General features: G+C 70.0%; 15 protein-coding genes. 10 read left to right on the forward strand and 5 right to left on the reverse strand.

Annotation, left to right across the window (positions count from 1 at the left end; translation table 11 throughout):
- Positions 1–14: 14 nt before the first annotated feature.
- The 4 genes from IFR14_RS04630 to IFR14_RS04645 all read right to left on the reverse strand — a co-directional run bounded on the left by IFR14_RS04630 (position 15) and on the right by IFR14_RS04645 (position 3,661).
- The gene (locus tag IFR14_RS04630; protein ID WP_191940396.1) at positions 15–425 is read right to left on the reverse strand and encodes a hypothetical protein; all 411 of its coding nucleotides are present in this window, start codon (positions 423–425) and stop codon (positions 15–17) included.
- Entirely contained in the window at positions 422–1,519 is a 1,098-nt protein-coding gene (locus IFR14_RS04635) for a serine hydrolase domain-containing protein (RefSeq protein WP_191940397.1), read from the reverse strand. The genes IFR14_RS04630 and IFR14_RS04635 overlap by 4 nt, the downstream gene beginning before the upstream one ends.
- A 25-nt stretch (positions 1,520–1,544) precedes the next feature.
- Positions 1,545–2,120: a winged helix-turn-helix domain-containing protein gene (locus tag IFR14_RS04640; protein WP_191940398.1), complete on the reverse strand. Its 576-nt coding sequence runs from the start codon at positions 2,118–2,120 to the stop codon at positions 1,545–1,547.
- Positions 2,121–2,194: 74 nt separating this feature from the next.
- On the reverse strand, positions 2,195–3,661 hold the full coding sequence (locus tag IFR14_RS04645; protein ID WP_191940399.1) for an MFS transporter: 1,467 nt from the start codon (positions 3,659–3,661) through the stop codon (positions 2,195–2,197).
- Positions 3,662–3,839: 178 nt separating this feature from the next.
- Between IFR14_RS04645 and IFR14_RS04650 the strand changes: the two genes are divergently transcribed.
- The 10 genes from IFR14_RS04650 to IFR14_RS04695 all read left to right on the forward strand — a co-directional run bounded on the left by IFR14_RS04650 (position 3,840) and on the right by IFR14_RS04695 (position 15,413).
- Positions 3,840–4,586, forward strand: coding sequence for an ABC transporter ATP-binding protein (locus IFR14_RS04650; protein WP_191940400.1), 747 nt, complete (start codon positions 3,840–3,842; stop codon positions 4,584–4,586).
- A 2-nt stretch (positions 4,587–4,588) separates the two neighbouring features.
- A complete protein-coding gene (locus IFR14_RS04655) occupies positions 4,589–5,962 on the forward strand; it encodes an FtsX-like permease family protein (protein WP_191940401.1) in 1,374 nt (457 codons plus the stop codon).
- Positions 5,963–6,059: 97 nt separating this feature from the next.
- On the forward strand, positions 6,060–8,642 hold the full coding sequence (locus IFR14_RS04660; RefSeq protein ID WP_191940402.1) for an AAA family ATPase: 2,583 nt from the start codon (positions 6,060–6,062) through the stop codon (positions 8,640–8,642).
- A gap of 305 nt (positions 8,643–8,947) precedes the next feature.
- The gene (gene dnaK, locus IFR14_RS04665; protein ID WP_191940403.1) at positions 8,948–10,810 is read left to right on the forward strand and encodes a molecular chaperone DnaK; all 1,863 of its coding nucleotides are present in this window, start codon (positions 8,948–8,950) and stop codon (positions 10,808–10,810) included.
- Positions 10,811–10,812: 2 nt separating this feature from the next.
- Positions 10,813–11,508 carry a nucleotide exchange factor GrpE gene (locus IFR14_RS04670; protein WP_191940404.1) on the forward strand — a complete coding sequence of 232 codons (696 nt, stop codon included), beginning with the start codon at positions 10,813–10,815 and terminating at the stop codon, positions 11,506–11,508.
- Between the two features lie 2 nt (positions 11,509–11,510).
- Positions 11,511–12,512 carry a DnaJ C-terminal domain-containing protein gene (locus IFR14_RS04675; protein ID WP_079704948.1) on the forward strand — a complete coding sequence of 334 codons (1,002 nt, stop codon included), beginning with the start codon at positions 11,511–11,513 and terminating at the stop codon, positions 12,510–12,512.
- A 30-nt stretch (positions 12,513–12,542) separates the two neighbouring features.
- Complete coding sequence (locus tag IFR14_RS04680; protein WP_064297156.1) at positions 12,543–12,959, forward strand: heat shock protein transcriptional repressor HspR; 417 nt, start codon at positions 12,543–12,545, stop codon at positions 12,957–12,959.
- A gap of 90 nt (positions 12,960–13,049) precedes the next feature.
- A complete protein-coding gene (locus tag IFR14_RS04685; RefSeq protein WP_191940405.1) occupies positions 13,050–13,694 on the forward strand; it encodes a hypothetical protein in 645 nt (214 codons plus the stop codon).
- A gap of 84 nt (positions 13,695–13,778) precedes the next feature.
- Positions 13,779–14,171 (forward strand): RidA family protein, encoded by a 393-nt coding sequence (locus IFR14_RS04690; protein WP_191940406.1) that lies wholly within the window; start codon positions 13,779–13,781, stop codon positions 14,169–14,171.
- A 42-nt stretch (positions 14,172–14,213) separates the two neighbouring features.
- Positions 14,214–15,413 carry a class I SAM-dependent methyltransferase gene (locus tag IFR14_RS04695; RefSeq protein WP_191940407.1) on the forward strand — a complete coding sequence of 400 codons (1,200 nt, stop codon included), beginning with the start codon at positions 14,214–14,216 and terminating at the stop codon, positions 15,411–15,413.
- A gap of 90 nt (positions 15,414–15,503) precedes the next feature.
- Here IFR14_RS04695 and IFR14_RS04700 read toward each other — a convergent pair whose 3' ends face one another.
- Positions 15,504–16,976, reverse strand: a complete 1,473-nt coding sequence (locus IFR14_RS04700) for a hypothetical protein (RefSeq protein ID WP_191940408.1) — start codon at positions 16,974–16,976, stop codon at positions 15,504–15,506.
- Positions 16,977–17,050: the final 74 nt, after the last annotated feature.

The raw sequence follows: 17,050 nt of genomic DNA on the forward strand, positions 1-17,050 counted from the left end.
TGGGCTGCGGTCGCTCACCAGCAGAGCGCGACGATCGCGGCACCGACGACGGCGTAGATCCCCGACAGGACCTGCCGACCGCGGGTGCGGGGTTCGACGGCTGTCTCGACCGTCGCCCCGTGCTCGTCGAGGGTCCGCTTCGGCTTGGGTGCGTGCCAGGGGAGTGTGTTCCAGCGGAGTGCTGCGCCTGCGAGTCCGAAGCCGACGATCGCGACGGCGATGATCCACGCCCAGGACCAGACGCCGACCGGCGCGGCGAGGGCGCGGACGAGGGCGAGGATCACGATGCTGTCGACCGCGTCGACGACCAGTCGGTAGCGCTCGGTCGCCGCCCAGCGTCCCGTACTCCACGCGTGGACGACCTGGAGGGCGAGGACCCACGCGACGACGAGGGCGACGACGGCGCGGATCAGGATCTCGATCATCGTGCTGCTCCGATCTGCTCGAGGAGGGCGACGCCGGCCGCATCGACCGACTCCTGGGTCGCTGAGACGAGGACCACCGTGGTGCCGGTCGCCGGAACGACGCCGACGAAGGACGCGAAGCCGCCCGTGGCGCCGTTGTGCCACACGAGGTCCTCACCGTCGATCGCCTTCCGGTCGGTGATCCAGGCCCAGCCGATCTCGCGATCGCCGAACGCCGCTTGTGGGTCGAGCGCCTCGATGCCCGGCGCGCTGCCGTCGGCCAGTCGCTCCGCGAAGCGCGCGAGATCCTCCGTGTCCGAGCGGATGCCACCGGCGGGCCCGATCGCCGTGCCGGTCCATGCGGCGGCCGTGCGTCCGCCGGCGGTCTCACCGAGGAGGTCGCGGTCGCCGAGCTCGGCCGCATCGCTCACGGGGCTGGTCGAGTCGAGCCCCATCGGACCGGTGATCCGTTCCCCGAGGAGGTCGGCGTAGCTGGTGCCGGCGGCCGAGCCGAGGGCTGCACCGAGGAGTTCGAAGCCGAGGTTGGAGTAGGTACCCTTCGGGGTGTCGAGGGATGCGGACCGCGCCTGCTCGAGCAGCTGGTCGAGGTCCTCGCCGTACGGATTCGCCGTCGTGAGCGCGAACCACGTCGAGGAGAGGATCGTCGAGAGGTCGATCGGCAGGCGTGGCAGGCCGGAGGTGTGGGTGGCGAGCTGCGCGAGGGTGACGTCCGCCGCTGGCGCGTCGCCCAGTTCGAGGAGGTCACCGAGCCTGGTCTCCGGGGTGACCTCGCCGCGCTCGATCGCGTCGGCGAGCAACAGTCCCGTGAAGGCCTTGCTCACCGATCCGATCTCGAACCGGGTGTCCGGCTGGGCGCCGATCGTCGCGGTGCGGGTGCCGTCCGGGGTGACGACGACGGCCAGCAGGGCCTTGCGGTCGGGGCCGGCGAGCTCGCGGACGGTGGCCGCGAGTTCAGCGTCGCCCGTCGCCTCGGGGGGAAGCGTCGAGGGCCCTGGCCGGAAGGCGAGCCCGATCGCGAGTGCGACGGCGGTGCTGACGGCGGCGATGACCCAGACCCGTCTGGGTCGGGACGTGCTGCGTGGTGTGGTGGTCATGCGGGGTCCTTCCTGGGGCCGGTGGTCATTCCATGGCGGCGACGGCGACGAGCAGCGGGACGAGTCGCATGGGCGGGACCGCCACCCGTCCGCGGCCGGCGGGTTGCAGCCAGCCGGCGGCCGTCAGGACGCGGACGTGGTGGTAGACCTGGCCGGTCGTCCCGATGCCGTCGAGTTCGCCGAGGTCCGCGAGTGCAGAGGTGCCGTCGGCGACGGCCAGGAGCAGCTGCAGTCGGACGGGGGAGCCGATGGCCGCGAGTCGCGATGCCGCCGTCGCGAGTGGACCGGAGCCTGCTGATTCCGCGGCGTCGGGGTCGTCACCGAGCGCGAGGAGGTCGTCGGTGGCCCTGGCGTACTGCCACTGCACGGGTCCGCCGCCCGCGACGACCGATCCGGTGAAGAGGACCGCCCCGTGCTCGAGCGCCGCCGTGCGCTGTTCGAGCCCACGGAGCGCCCAGAAGGTGTCGTCGGCATCGCCCGTCGCGGACGCGACGTCGTCCGGTCGCTCGGTGGTCGTGTCGTCGTCGGCCGGTCGGGCGAACACGGCGGCTTCGAGACGCGCGAGACGTGCCTCGAGATCGCCGGGATCGATGGTCGTCATGACCCAAGTGTACAAATATCGTAATTACGAAATCAAGCTAGAAGGTCCGATGGCACGAGCGGTGGCGGCGCGTGTCACACCCGCGAGGCGAGCCGCCCCTGCTTCGCGTGCACCGGGATCAGCAGTCCGAGGCCGATGAGCAGCACGAGCACGATCCCGAGGATCCCCCAGAACTGCGCCCCACCGAGCGTGACGAACAGAGCGAAGGCGGTCGGCGCGAGGAAGGACACGGCGCGGCCGGTCGTGGCGTAGAGGCCGAAGACCTCACCCTCGCGGCCCTCGGGGATGATGCGCGCCAGGAACGAGCGGCTCGCCGACTGGGCAGGGCCGACGAACAGGCACAGCATGAGGCCGAAGACCCAGAAGATCGTCGCGCCGCCCTCGTGGAGGAAGAACACGGCGCTTCCCGCGATGACGAGGCCGATGAGCGACGCGACGATGACGGGTTTCGGGCCCACCTTGTCGTCGAGCAGGCCGATCGTGATCGTCGCGATCCCGGCGACGACGTTGGCGGCGATCGCGAAGATGATCACCTCGCCGGGTGAGAAGCCGAAGGTCCCTGCGGCCAGGACGCCACCGAAGGTGAAGACACCGGCGAGCCCGTCGCGGAACACGGCGCTCGCGAGCAGGAAGTAGAGCGTCTGTCGGCTGTCGCGCCAGAGTTCCGCGATGCTCTTGGCGAGCACCCCGTAGGAGGCGAAGAACCCGACGTGCGGCCGGGCGACGGCCTGGGGTGCGTGGTACTCGGGCACCGCGAACAGCACGGGCAGGGCGAAGATCCCGAACCACGCCGCAGACACGAGCATCGCGACGCGGACGTCCATGCCGTCTTCGCCGGTGACGCCGAAGAGTCCGACCTCGGGGGAGATGAAGCCGAAGTACACGATGAGCAGCAGCACGATGCCGCCGATGTACCCCATGCCCCAGCCGAGACCGGAGACCTTGCCGATGGAGGTGGGCGTCGACACCTGGGCGAGCATCGCGTTGTAGTTGACGCCGGCGAACTCGAACACGATGTTGCCGACCGCGAGGAGGACGAGGCCCAGCCAGAGGAAGTTCGGATCGGGGGCGACGAAGAAGAGGAGCGCGGTGATCGCGACGACGACGTAGGTGTTGAAGCCGAGCCAGAACTTCCGCCGCCCGGCGGAGTCCGACCGCTGGCCGACGACCGGCGCGAGGATCGCGATCAGCAGCCCGGCGGCGGCGAGCGCCCACCCGAGGGACGCCGACACCGCGGCCTCCTCGCCGAAGGAGTCGCTCGTCAGATAGACGGTGAACACGAAGGTGGTGACGACGGCGTTGAACGACGCCGAGCCCCAGTCCCACAGGCTCCACGCGAAGATGCGACCCTTGCGACCCGCCTGCGCTTTCACAGCGGCGACCTGCGAGGTGTCGAGGTCGACGGTGGCTGCTGCGGCGTCGGGGGTGACGAGCGGTGGTGGCGGGAAGTTGCGGGGCCGGGATCCGAGACGCGGGGCCTCGTCGCCGGGCCCACCTGTCCGGCCGGTGTCGTCGGTGCCACCTGGGGGAGTCGTGCTCATGCACTGAGGCTAGTGCCGCGTGGTGAACGGGCGGTAGCGCGGAGGCCCGGCGTTGCAGTCGACGACACCGAACTCTACATTTGATATTTCGAGGACATCGAGCGCAGCAGCCCCGATGCTCACGACCGACCTGAGCTGGTGGAGACACCGTGCCTGAACGACGAAAGACACTGCAACGATGAGCCTGGAAGCACGCGATCTCTCCTTCGGCTATTCGCCGCGTCGCCGCGACCCGGTCCACGTGTTGCGGGGGGTGAGTCTTTCTGTAGCCGCCGGTGAGTCGTTGGCGGTCGTCGGGCCCTCGGGATCCGGGAAGTCGACACTCCTGCACTGCCTATCTGGTCTCCGAGCTCCGACACGTGGAAGCGTCGTGGCGTTGGGGACGGAGCTGTCATCCCTGACCGAATGGGGTCGTTCCCGATTCCGGCGGCGGTCCGTCGGCTTCGTGTTCCAGGACTACAACCTGATCCCCTCCATCAACGTGCGGGACAACCTCGCGTTGCCAGCGCTCTTCGCCGGTCGCGCAGCCGGGCGTCAGGCGGTCGCAGATGTCGCCGCGGACATCGGAATGGCGTCGCGCCTCCGGCATCGCCCGGACGAGCTGTCAGGCGGTGAACGGCAGCGCGTCGCGATCGGCCGGGTGTTGCTGTCCCAGGCTGAATTGGTCTTCGCCGACGAACCCACCGGTGCACTCGACACGTCGTCAGGACGGGTCGTGCTCGACCTCCTGTTCGGATCGCTCGGTTCCGAACGCACGATGGTGATGGTGACTCATGACCTCGACGCTGCTGCGCGTGCGGATCGTGTGCTGGTCCTCTGTGACGGTTCCGTCCACGCCGAGCTGACGTCCGCCACCCCGGAAGCGCTCTTGTCCGCCATCGAAACGGCCCGCGCGGACAGTGTCCATACGTCCGTGGAAGCATGACGATGGCCGGTCTCGTTCTCCGCACACTCCAGCAGCAGTGGCGGGTGTGGATCTCCCTGCTCCTGTTCCTGGCACTCGCGAACGCGCTCCTTGTCAGCGTGGGAGTGCTCGTGGAGGTCGCCGATCGGCTGCCCGTCCGGGAACAGCGCATCGTCCGGAATCTGAGCACGCCGATGTACGGGATGGCCTCGCTCGCCGTCCTCGTCATCACCTCCAGCGCGGTCTCCTTGGCGGTGCAACTCCAGCGTCGACCGTTCGCGACTTGGAAGCTCGCGGGGATGTCGTCAGTGCGGATCGCCGGCGTCCTGGTATCGCAGCTGATCGTGCTCGGGACCGTGGGCGGAGCGCTCGGGCTGCCGCTGGCCCTATTGGTCGCGCCGCGGTTCACCGCCTGGGTCCTGCAGGCCAACGCGGTCACCGCGATCGTCGTTGCCCCGGCGAGCACGCTGGCGCTCCTGTCGACCTGGGCACTAATCATCGGCATCCTGTTGCTCGCCGGTCTGCGAGGCGTCGGCTCGATCCTCCGGGTACCGGCGGTCGACGCGGTCCTGAGCGCAGACGTCGTCCGCAGTCGCCCGACCGCGTTCAGGCTCGCGCTCAGCCTGGTCATCTCGGCGGCGGTCCTCGCAATGGCGGCCGGAATGGTCGGCTCGGCGAGCGGCGACGTGTCCAGTCGGCTCGGGCTCCTGGTCGGCCTCGCGATGCTCCTGTCGTTGCTGATCATCCCGCTGATCGCGCTGCACGTCTCGCGGGTCACTGCGCTGTTCCTCGCAGCGTGGACGTGGATCGTCCCACGTCGATGGTCGACCGCTTGGTACCTCGCGCGTCGCGGCTGCGCCTTCCGCTTGGACCGTGTAGGCGTCTCCCTCGTTCCGCTCTACGTCGCGGTCGCCCTCGCGAGTTCGATCTACACCGTGTTCGAGACCGCCGATTCCGCCAGGAGGGCGGCCGGGCTTGTGCCCGCCGGCGAGCACGGTATCAACCACTCCGGCGTCTGGACCATTCTCGGTCCGACGGTCGTCCTGGCGATCGCCGGCACCGCGACGGTCGTGGTGATGGCTGCTCGTGAGCGAACGCACGAGCGGGCGCTGCTGGCTGTGGGCGGCGTCAGTCACCGCTCGATCGTCGGGGCCGGCATCGTCGAAGCCTTCATGTATGCCGTGACCGCGACGTTTCTCGGGCTCCTGACGGCAGCGGCTGTCTCAGTGGTGGAGGCTGAGGCGTTCGGTCGCCTCGAAACGGGGGCGCGCCCCCTGCTCGCCGTCGTGCCAGGCCTCGCAGTCGGCGCTGCAGGTTTCTGTGTGCTGGCCGCCGCCCTCGCTTTGCCCGCGGCGCTGGAGCATCGTCGGTCGGCGGTGGACAGGCTCGCTCGCTGAAGGTTCGCTGGGATGCGGAACGGGCCCGGGAATAGCTTCGGGCACCCCGCGTTGGACTTGAGCGTACGACACTCAAGTTTGAATCCAGGAGGTTCACGTGCCCGAAGACTTCACCCAGGGCGGCGCAGCAGCAGACGGCGGATCGTCGTCGTTCGACGACTTCCTCGCCCGATACCTCGAGGGCGAGCGGGCGCGTTCGGCGCGGACCATCGACCTCAGCCGCTTCCTCACCGCGCGGACGCAGGAGATCCTGCAGCGCGCCGGCCGGTTCGCGCTCGAGCGCGGCCAGAACGAGCTCGACGCGCTGCACATCCTGCGCGTCATCGTGAGCGAGGAGCCCGCGAAGGACGCCGTCGCGCGCCTCGGCGTCGACCCGAAGGTCATCGCCAAGGCCGCCGAGCAGCGCCTGCCGCAGGCGTCCTCGCCGAGCGTCAAGGACCCGGCCATCACGCCGTCGGCCCAGCGCGCACTGTTCCACGCCTACCAGGTGGCCCGCGCCGCCGGATCGACGTACGTCGACCCCGAGCACCTCTTCTTCGCCCTCGTCATCAACCAGGACTCGCCAGCCGGTGAAGTCCTCGCCCGCGCCGGCGTCACGGCGGAGGCGCTGACCCAGGGCATGCGCCAGACCGTCGGCGACCCCGGCGTCGCCACCGACGACCAGGACGACCGCGATGCCGACGACCTCGACTCGGACACCCCGATGCTCGACCGTTTCGGCACCGACCTCACGGCGCTCGCCGCCGGCGGATCGCTCGACCCCGTCATCGGACGTTCGGAGGAGATCGAGCAGACCATCGAGATCCTCTCCCGACGCACGAAGAACAACCCCGTGCTCGTCGGCGAGGCCGGCGTCGGCAAGACCGCGGTCGTCGAGGGGCTCGCCCAGGCGATCGTCGACGGCGGCGTCCCGGAGCAGCTGCGCGGGAAGCGCGTCATCTCACTCGACCTGCCGGCCATGGTCGCCGGAACCCGGTACCGCGGTGACTTCGAGGAGCGCCTCACCGGCCTGCTCGACGAGATCGCAGCCAACCGCTCCGAGCTGATCGTCTTCATCGACGAGGTCCACACCGTCGTCGGCGCCGGAGGCTCCGGCGAGGGCGGCATGGACGCCGGCAACATGCTCAAGCCGCGTCTCGCGCGCGGTGAGCTGCACCTCATCGGTGCGACCACGCTCCGTGAGTACCGCGGGATCGAGAAGGACCCGGCACTCGAACGCCGCTTCCAGCCCGTGCGCGTCGGCGAGCCGTCGATCGAGGACGCCGTCCTCATCCTCGACGGTCTCCGTCCGGCGTACGAGGAGCACCACGACGTCCGCTTCACCGACGACGCCCTCCGCGCCGCCGTCGAGCTCTCGGCCCGCTACCTGCCCGACCGCGTCCTGCCCGACAAGGCCATCGACCTCGTCGACCAGGCCGGAGCCCGGCTGCGGTTGCGGCTCGGGAAGGCGGTCGACGTGAGCGCCCTCGTCGAGGAGCTCGCGACACTCGAGGCGTCGAAGAACGCTGCCGTGTCGGCCGAGCACTACGAGGAGGCCTCGCGCATCCGCGATGAGATCACCGCCGTGCAGGCGAAGCTCGACGCCGCCTCCAACGGCCCCGGCGCGCGCACCGACCGCGACGCCGTCGTCGACGAGGCCCAGATCGCCGGCGTCGTGTCCCGCGCCACCGGCATCCCGGTCAGTCGGCTCACGGAGGGCGAGCGGGAACGTCTCGCCGGCCTCGAGGACGAACTGCACGCTCGCGTCATCGGCCAGCACGACGCCGTGACCGCGGTGTCGAAGGCCGTCCGTCGCAACCGCACGGGCATGGGGGATGCGAACCGACCCGTCGGCAGCTTCCTGTTCCTCGGCCCCACCGGCGTGGGTAAGACGGAGCTCGCGAAGGCGCTCGCCGGATCCCTCTTCGCTGACGAGCACTCGGTGATCCGCTTCGACATGAGCGAGTTCGGCGAACGCCACACGGTGTCGCGACTCGTCGGCGCCCCTCCCGGGTACGTCGGGTTCGACGAGGCGGGCCAGCTCACCGAGCGCGTGCGACGCAACCCGTACTCGATCGTGCTGTTCGACGAGATCGAGAAGGCGCACCCGGACGTGTTCAACCTGCTCCTGCAGGTGCTCGACGACGGTCGCCTGACCGACGGTCAGGGGCGGACGATCGACTTCCGCAACACGGTCGTCGTCATGACGTCGAACCTCGGCTCCGAGTTCCTGGCCTCCCGGTCCGGTGCGATGGGCTTCGTGGCGGGCGGCGCCGACGACCCGACGGGCTTCGGCTCCGAGGAGGCGCTGCGTGCCCGGGTCATGGGCAAGCTGCGCGAGGCGATGCGTCCGGAGTTCCTCAACCGCATCGATGAGATCGTCCTCTTCCGCAAGCTCGACCAGCAGCAGCTGCAGGAGATCGTCGGGCTGATGCTCGGCCGCACGACCGAACGGTTGGCCGCGCGCGGTGCGTCACTCGAGACGACGCCCGAGGCGCTCGCGCTCCTCGCGGAGCTCGGCTACGAGCCGGAGTACGGCGCGCGCCCCCTGCGTCGCCTCATCCAGCGTGAGGTCGACGACCGCATCGCCGAGCTCGTCGTGAGTGGTGGGGTCGGCGACGGCTCGACCGTGCACGTCGACGCGGTCGGCGGGAAGATCGTCGTCACCGAACGGTCCGTGGTGGTGGCGGAAGCCGCCTAAGCCGGGAGATGGATCGACAGGCTCAGGGACCGGACCTCCGGACCCTGGGCCTGTCGCCGTTCCGGCTGGCCGCCGCGCAGGCAAACTGGCCATCCGCTGGGAGTTGAGCCAGGCGGACTCAACTTTCTTGACGTCGAAACCGGGCCTCGGTAGCATTGAGTCATCGGGGCTCAAGTCTCGACGTCACACCAGCATCACCCATCAACCAGCTCGGTGCCGAGCTCGTCGAGTCGGCCGGACGCCCACAGCATGCCGCCCGAGTCGACGAGTTCCGAACCGGCAGTCAACACAAGGAGAACCAACACATGGCACGTGCAGTAGGCATCGACCTCGGTACCACCAACTCGGTGGTCGCCGTCCTCGAAGGTGGAGAACCCACCGTCATCGCCAACGCCGAGGGCTTCCGCACCACCCCCTCCGTCGTCGCATTCACCAAGGACGGCGAGGTGCTCGTCGGCGAGACCGCGAAGCGCCAGGCCGTCACCAACGTCGACCGCACCATCGCGAGCGTCAAGCGCCACATGGGCACCGACTGGAAGTTCGACGTCGACGGCAAGAAGTACACGCCGCAGGAGCTGTCCGCCCGCATCCTCGCGAAGCTGAAGCGCGACGCCGAGCAGTACCTGGGCGACACCGTGACCGACGCGGTCATCACCGTCCCCGCCTACTTCAACGACGCCGAGCGTCAGGCCACGAAGGAGGCCGGTGAGGTCGCAGGCCTCAACGTGCTCCGCATCATCAACGAGCCGACCGCCGCTGCCCTCGCCTACGGCCTCGACCGTGGTAAGGAGGACGAGCTCATCCTCGTCTTCGACCTCGGTGGCGGTACCTTCGACGTCTCGCTGCTCGAAGTGGGCAAGGACGACGACTTCTCCACCATCCAGGTCCGTTCCACCTCCGGCGACAACCGCCTCGGTGGAGACGACTGGGACCAGCGCGTCGTCGACTACCTGATCAAGCGCTTCAAGGACTCGACCGGTGTCGACGTCTCGGGCGACAAGATCGCGAAGCAGCGCCTCAAGGAGGCCGCCGAGCAGGCGAAGAAGGAGCTCAGCTCCTCGATGTCGACCTCGATCCAGCTCCCGTACCTCTCCCTCACGGAGAACGGCCCGGCGAACCTCGATGAGACCCTCAGCCGCGCGAAGTTCGAGGAGCTCACCAACGACCTCCTCGAGCGCACCCGCAAGCCGTTCAACGACGTCATCGCCGAGGCCGGCGTGAAGGTCTCCGACATCGCGCACGTCGTGCTCGTCGGTGGATCGACCCGTATGCCCGCCGTCGCGGAGCTCGTCAAGAAGCTCACCGGTGGTCAGGAGCCCAACAAGGGCGTCAACCCTGACGAGGTCGTCGCCGTCGGCGCCGCCCTCCAGGCCGGCGTGCTGAAGGGTGAGCGCAAGGACGTGCTGCTCATCGACGTCACCCCCCTGTCGCTCGGTATCGAGACCAAGGGTGGCATCATGACGAAGCTCATCGAGCGCAACACCGCGATCCCCACGAAGCGGAGCGAGACCTTCACCACGGCCGACGACAACCAGCCGTCCGTCGCGATCCAGGTCTTCCAGGGCGAGCGTGAGTTCACCCGCGACAACAAGAACCTCGGCACCTTCGAGCTGACCGGCATCGCGCCGGCTCCGCGCGGTGTGCCGCAGGTCGAGGTCACCTTCGACATCGACGCCAACGGCATCGTGCACGTGTCCGCCAAGGACAAGGGCACCGGCAAGGAGCAGTCGATGACCATCACCGGTGGCTCGTCCCTCGGCAAGGAGGACATCGAGCGCATGGTCCGCGAGGCCGAGGAGCACGCTGCGGACGACAAGGCCCGCCGCGAGCAGGCCGAGGTCCGCAACAGCGCCGAGCAGCTCGCGTACTCGATCGACAAGCTCATCAAGGAGAACGACGACAAGCTGCCCGAGGACATCAAGACCGATGTCCAGGCCGATGTCGACGCCCTGAAGAGCGCGCTCGCCGGTGAGGACGAGGACGCGGTGAAGACCGCGTTCGACAAGCTCAACGAGAGCCAGGTCAAGCTCGGCGAGGCGATCTACGCCCAGGCGCAGGCCTCCGAGTCCGCCGCAGGAACCGAGGCCCCGGCTGAGGAGGCGACCTCCGATGAGGACGTCGTCGACGCCGAGGTCGTCGAGGACGAAGACGACAAGGACAAGAAGTAACCATGACTGACGAGAACCAGAACCAGAACCAGGACGATCCCATCATCCCTTCGACAGGCTCAGGACAGGCCGCGAAGCATGGGGACGACCCGGAGACCGGCGAGGTTCGTCAGCCTGGCACCGAGGGGGCTGACGCCGACGCGTCGGCCCCCTCGGGCGCACCTGCCGAATCCGCCGACGCCGAGGCACCGGCCGCCGACGACGAGCTGACCGTCGAGGACATCCTCAATGCGGCTCCCGAGGAGCCCGTGCAGGGCGGCGACCTCTCCCCGGCCGAGCAGCTCGCTGCAGAACGCCTCGGCGACCTGCAGCGCGTCACGGCCGAGTACGCGAACTACCGGAAGCGCACCGAGGCCGGCCGCGAGGTGGAGCGCGAGCGCACCACCGGCGAGGTCGCCAAGGTCCTGCTCCCGGTGCTCGACGACCTCGACCGCGCTGACAAGCACGGCGACCTCGAGGGCGACGCCCCCTTCACGCAGATCGCGGCCAAGCTCCGCGGCGCTGCCGAGAAGCTCGGGCTGAAGCCGTTCGGAGCGGTCGGCGAGACCTTCGACCCCAACGTGCACGAGGCCATCTTCCAGCAGCCCACGCCGGGCGCCGAGGGCGAGACCGTCCTCGACGTCGTGGAGACCGGGTACCACCTGGGCTCCACCCTGCTGCGCGCCGCGAAGGTGGTCGTCGCGGTCCCGGCGAGCTAGCCATGGCGAGTCAGGACTGGTTCGACAAGGACTTCTACAAGGTCCTCGGCGTCAAGAAGGACGTGACGCCCGCGGAGCTGAAGAAGGTCTACCGGAAGCTCGCCCGGCAGTACCACCCGGACTCCAACCCGGGTGATGCGAAGGCGGAGGCGAAGTTCAAGGAGATCAGCGAGGCCCACTCGGTCCTCGGCGACCCCGAGCAGCGCAAGGAGTACGACGCCGTTCGTGCCATGGGCGGTGGAGCACGCTTCACCGCCCCGGGTGCCGGCGGCGGCCAGGGCGGCTTCGAGGACGTCTTCGGGACGATGTTCGGTGGGGGCGGTGGTGGTGGCGGTCGCCAGAGCTACAGCTACCAGCAGGCTCCTCCCGGATACGAGGACATCCTCGGCGGCATGTTCGGCCAGGGTGGCTTCGGCCAGACCTCAGGTGGCTTCCGCGGCTACGGCGGACCCACGCCGGGCCGCGACATCACCGCGCACACGACGATCGACTTCATCACGGCCACGCAGGGCGACACCATCTCCCTGCAGACCTCCGAGGGACGCACCATCAAGGTGAAGATCCCGGCGGGTGTGTCGGATGGACAGAAGATCCGCCTGCGCGGCAAGGGGCAGCCGAGTCCGGACGGCGGCGAACCCGGCGATATCGTGGTCACCGTGAGTGTCCGCAAGCATCCCGTGTTCGAACGCGACGGCCTGAACCTCCGCGTCACCGTGCCGGTCACCTTCGTGGAGGCCGCGCTCGGCGCCACGATCGAGGTTCCGACGCTCGGCGGCGACCCCGTCAAGCTGCGCGTCGCCCCCGGTACGCCGAGCGGCCGCGTCCTCCGCGTCAAGGGCCGCGGTGTCGCGACGACGAAGGGCACCGGCGACCTCTTGGCCGTCGTGCAGATCGTCGTCCCGGCGCATCTCGGCGGCGAGGCCAAGGAAGCACTCGAACGGTTCCACGAGCTGGAGCCGAAGGACAACCCCCGCGACGAGCTCATCGCTCGGGCGCGGGGCTAGCAGCCAGCAGCACACGGAAGGGCAGGGAGCATGGACGAGCATTCGCCGGTCTTCGCGATCGCGATGGCTGCCGAGCTCGCCGGCATGCACCCGCAGACCCTTCGGCAGTACGACCGGCTCGGGCTCGTGTCGCCGACGCGGACCGCGGGGAAGTCACGCAGGTACTCGATGCGCGACATCGCCCAGCTCCGTGAGGTGTCGAGGCTCAGTGCCGAGGGCGTCAGCCTCGAGGGCATCTCCCGCATCCTGACCCTGGAGAACGAGGTCAGCTCGCTCCAGGGTCGGGTGCGGGAGCTCGAGCACGCGCTCGCCAACGCCCTGCTGCGTACCCCGGGTAACCGGGTGTTCGCCGCCGGTATGGAGGGGAGCGTCGTCCCGATGCGGAGCGGTACCCGCACCCGCCGCCGGACCGAGGTCGTCGTCTGGCGGCCGTCGCTCTCCGAGTAGCCGACCACAGCGCACTCGTCGCCGTCATCCCGCGTGGATGACGACCACGGGTGCGCTGTCGTATGGGTGCGCGCCGCGTAGGGTTGGGGCATGAGCGCGCAGCCCGTGGTGACGAAGCCGGACCCGGCGCAGACCGCACCCGCGACGGCCCGGAGGCGGCGCGGCGCCCGCCTGACCGGGCTGACCGCCTACCCGCTCATGTACTTCGGCGTCATCGCGGGCGTGCTTCCGCTGCTGACGCTCGTCGTGATCGGCGCCCCCATCCTCGTCGGCGTCCTGCTCGGTGCGGGCGAGGCCGAATGGGTCGACGGCTTCTCGCGGGTGTTCGGCTTCATCCTGCTCTTCCTGACACCGCCGTTCGGTGCCTGGGTGTGGGGGTACGTCGCGCTCGGGGTCGTCGCCTTCCTTGGCGGCATCGCCCTCAGCCTGCGGATCCTGCGACGTCACGGCGTGCGTCGCGCCGGAGCGGTCACGCACTGGGGCATGTGGGCCACCGTCCCGCTGCAGCTCATCTTCGCGGTCATCAGCCTCGTGATCGTGTTCGGTGCGATCGCGTCCGTCCGCGCCGAGGACGCCAGCGGCCTCGAGACCGTCCGCGCCTTCGGCCAGGGCGTCGCCATCGCCACGGTCGTCAACCTCCTCGTCTCCGCCGGGCTCGGCGTCCTCGTCTTCCCGGCAGTCCTCCGAGCAGTGAAGGCGGAGAAGCCGGCTCGGCGCGCCCGTCGACGCGGCTGACCACTGGACGGTGTCGGTCCCCGGGAGCAGAATCGCTGCATCAGCCGGTCCAGGCTGTGTCGCCGCTCCAGAAGGGAAGCAGCCATGTCCACGCCGCCGATCGCCGTCGATCCGCCCTCCATGTACACGAGCCCCGCCTTCGCGCAGGGCATGATCCTCCCGGCCGGCCCGACGCTGTTCGTCGGCGGGCAGAACGGCGTCGACGCTGAGGGTGCACTCCTCGACGGCCTCGGTCCGCAGACGGAACAGGCGCTCCGGAACGTCCTCACGGTGCTCGCCGAGGCCGGTTCCGGGCCCGAGCACGTCGCGAAGCTCACCATCTACCTCGCGCCAGGGATCGATCCGTCCGACGGCTATGCGGCGACCACGGCGGTCTGGGGTGGTCGCCGGACCGCGGTGACGGTCGTCTCCGTCGCCCCGGCACGTCCGGGAGCGCTCGTCGAGATCGACGCCGTGGCGGCGGTCCCCGCGTCCTGACCGCGCGAACCCGTGCGGACGACCCGCCGGTACGCTGAGGGGATGCCCGAGTTCTCCTTCGACGCGCTGCGCCGGTTCCCCGATCACGAGGCACCCAACCTCTTCGCCGTCGACGCGACCGACCGGCTCCTGCTCGACGAAGCGTCCGAGGCCCTGGCCGGGCGGGTGCCGACGCCCGGCGAGATCGTCGTCGTCGGCGACGCCTACGGGGCGCTGACCCTCGGCGCCATCGCGCTCCTGGGGGCGACCGACGTCCGGGTCCACCAGGACGCTGCCGTCGGAGAACGGGCCCTCGCGGCCAACGCCGAACGGCTCGGCGTCGACGGCGGCTTCCGCAACCTGCCGCTCGGCGAGGAGCTGTTCACGGGCGCATCACTCGTCCTCGTGCAACTCCCGAAGCACCTCGAAGCACTGCACGAGATCGCCGCCGCCGTGACCCGTTGGAGCGCCGCAGACGTCCGCCTCCTGGCGGGTGGCCGGGTGAAACACCTGACGCCCGCGATGAACGAGGTCCTCGGTCGGAGCTTCTCGACCGTCACCGCGAGCCTCGCCCGGCAGAAGTCCCGGGTGCTCCGCGCCAGCGACCCGGTGACCGCCGCCGTCGAGGGAGCGCGTGACGAGGCTGACACCACGGCCCCGACCGCGCTGCGCACCGAGCACCATGCCGACATCGGCCTGACCATCGCCGCCGCCGGCACGGCGTTCGCGGGCACGAAGCTCGACATCGGTACCCGCTTCCTGCTCGAGGCGCTGCCGGAGATCGCGCCCGACGCCCGGACGGCCATCGACCTCGGCTGCGGCACCGGCGTCCTCGCGGTGTCGCTCGCCATCGCCCGACCCGAGCTTGCAGTCATCGCGACCGACCAGTCCGCTGCAGCGGTCGCCTCGACCACCGCGACCATCGCGGCCAACGACGACGCCGACCGCCGGCTGGCCGAGCGCATCACGGTGCTCCGCGACGACGGCCTGTCGATGCAGCCGGACGCGTCAGCCGACCTCATCGTCCTGAACCCGCCCTTCCACAGCGGGACCACCGTCCACACGGGCGTCGCCCACGACCTGTTCGCCGAGGCCGCGCGTGTCCTGCAGCCGGGTGGCACCCTCGCCGTCGTGTGGAACTCGCACCTCGGCTACCGGGCTGCCCTCGAGCGGCTCGTCGGTCCGACGACGCAGTTCGCGCGCAACCAGAAGTTCACGGTGACGATCTCGCGCCCCCGCGCCCCCGGCGAGCCGCGTCCGTAACTCCTGCTGCTTGGACCGCTCGACGAGCAGCGGCCGCTCGGGCACCGGCATCGTCGACCGTCCGGACGGGCGTTGCAGGAGTTGTGGACGTCAGGCGGCGTTCCAGAGGCGCTCGATGCGCTCGCGGAGTGCGGTCTCCTCAGGGGACTCGTCGGCGTACTCGGAGGCGTCGATCGTGATGGTGTTCGCGGCGTCGAACCACCAGGTCCCCGGCTCACCGTCGACGCCGATTCTCGTCCAGGTCCCCGGCGCGATGCCAGCCTTGACGAGCCCGATGGCCGCCCCGAGTGTCGCGTCGTCCGCCGCGCGGACGTCCACCTGCAGGCGGTCGGCGCTGCTCTCGAACGAGGCCAGCGAGCCCGATGCGGTCAGCTGCTCGACCAGGGTGAACAGCGATGCGGCCTCCGCGCGAGAGCCGCTCACCGAGAACGTGCCTGGGTCGCCGCTCGCGACAGGGCCACCGATCCGAAGCGATTCGACGATCGACGCCGCCGGCAGCGCGTCGAGCGCATCGAGGGCGGCGCGCCCCGCCATCGGATCCGACACCGTGATCCCGAGGCGGTCACTTGACGCCGCGATCGCGGTCACGCCGGGCACCGCGCCGAGAGCCTGGACGACCGGCAGCATGTCCGCCGACTGGTCGCCGTCATCCCAGGTGACGATCCCGCCCTGGATCTCCACTGCGACGTTCGCCGGAACCGCACCCGTCGCCACCGCGGTCGCGGCGGCCACGTCCTCGACGCTCGCGATGCGGAGGTCGATCGTGTCCGGGGTCAGCGTGGCGCCGATGACCTCGAACTGCTCGGCGACGGCCAGGTAGGCGGCGCGAGTCGTATCGGGGTCGCCGCTGACCGTCGCGTCGTCGTCGACGCCTGAGGAGATGGAGAACCGCGCGTCCCCGTCCCAGTTGGGGAAGCCGGGGGGCGCATCGTCGGCATCGTCCTCGCCGGGTTCGGCCGGGTCGACACCGTCATCGCTGCGGCCGGTGACGACCGCGGCGGTGTAGGCGGGCGTCGCGTCGGCGGTCGCCCTGGCCAGGTCGTAGGCATCGAGGAAGTCCTCGCCCGGACGCGCCACGAGGGTGAGCGAGGCCGCGCGCGCACCGTCGGTTCCAGCGGAGGCGAGCTGCAGCTCGCCGCCCGGCACGCCCTCGTCCTCGAGCGAGGCGAGCAGCTCCAGCTGGGTCGCGTTGTCGGCTCGTCGGTCGAGGACGGACAGGGTGAACCCGCGGACGGTGAGGTCGACGCCCTCCCACGTCGCTCCGCCGCTCCGCTTCGCCTGCTCGTTCAGGAATCCGCCGATGCGGTCCACGATCGCGCTCAGTCGATCGTCGGTGACGTCGTCGTCCAGGAGCACCGACGCCGATGCCGTTCCGCTCCACGGCAGGGTGTTGCTCCCGGTCGTGTCGACATCGGCCACCTCCGGGACACCGTCCAGGAGCTGCTCGAAGTCCCGTCCGGCGGCGGAAGCCGCGTTCACGTCGCCGCAGCCTGAGAGACCGAGGACGGCGGCCACGGTGAACAGCGCCGTGGCGACGGTCCGGATCGTGCGGTTCTGCTGCATGGATCCACCCTAGGAGCCGCACGCCGCAGCCCGCGTCGGGGTGCTCCCGACGTCTCAGGTGCGGCGCCGAGTGT

It is taken from the genome of Plantibacter sp. CFBP 8775 (assembly GCF_014839505.1).
GTDB classification, from domain to species: Bacteria; Actinomycetota; Actinomycetes; order Actinomycetales; family Microbacteriaceae; genus Plantibacter; species Plantibacter auratus.

Excerpts from the sequence above, each read along its gene's own strand:
- IFR14_RS04630 (WP_191940396.1), bottom strand. The coding sequence starts at position 425 with ATGATCGAGATCCTGATCCGCGCCGTCGTCGCCCTCGTCGTCGCGTGG.
- IFR14_RS04635 (WP_191940397.1), bottom strand. The coding sequence starts at position 1,519 with ATGACCACCACACCACGCAGCACGTCCCGACCCAGACGGGTCTGGGTC.
- IFR14_RS04640 (WP_191940398.1), bottom strand. The coding sequence starts at position 2,120 with ATGACGACCATCGATCCCGGCGATCTCGAGGCACGTCTCGCGCGTCTC.
- IFR14_RS04645 (WP_191940399.1), bottom strand. The coding sequence starts at position 3,661 with ATGAGCACGACTCCCCCAGGTGGCACCGACGACACCGGCCGGACAGGT.
- IFR14_RS04650 (WP_191940400.1), top strand. The coding sequence starts at position 3,840 with ATGAGCCTGGAAGCACGCGATCTCTCCTTCGGCTATTCGCCGCGTCGC.
- IFR14_RS04655 (WP_191940401.1), top strand. The coding sequence starts at position 4,589 with ATGGCCGGTCTCGTTCTCCGCACACTCCAGCAGCAGTGGCGGGTGTGG.
- dnaK (WP_191940403.1), top strand. The coding sequence starts at position 8,948 with ATGGCACGTGCAGTAGGCATCGACCTCGGTACCACCAACTCGGTGGTC.
- IFR14_RS04670 (WP_191940404.1), top strand. The coding sequence starts at position 10,813 with ATGACTGACGAGAACCAGAACCAGAACCAGGACGATCCCATCATCCCT.
- IFR14_RS04675 (WP_079704948.1), top strand. The coding sequence starts at position 11,511 with ATGGCGAGTCAGGACTGGTTCGACAAGGACTTCTACAAGGTCCTCGGC.
- IFR14_RS04680 (WP_064297156.1), top strand. The coding sequence starts at position 12,543 with ATGGACGAGCATTCGCCGGTCTTCGCGATCGCGATGGCTGCCGAGCTC.
- IFR14_RS04685 (WP_191940405.1), top strand. The coding sequence starts at position 13,050 with ATGAGCGCGCAGCCCGTGGTGACGAAGCCGGACCCGGCGCAGACCGCA.
- IFR14_RS04690 (WP_191940406.1), top strand. The coding sequence starts at position 13,779 with ATGTCCACGCCGCCGATCGCCGTCGATCCGCCCTCCATGTACACGAGC.
- IFR14_RS04695 (WP_191940407.1), top strand. The coding sequence starts at position 14,214 with ATGCCCGAGTTCTCCTTCGACGCGCTGCGCCGGTTCCCCGATCACGAG.
- IFR14_RS04700 (WP_191940408.1), bottom strand. The coding sequence starts at position 16,976 with ATGCAGCAGAACCGCACGATCCGGACCGTCGCCACGGCGCTGTTCACC.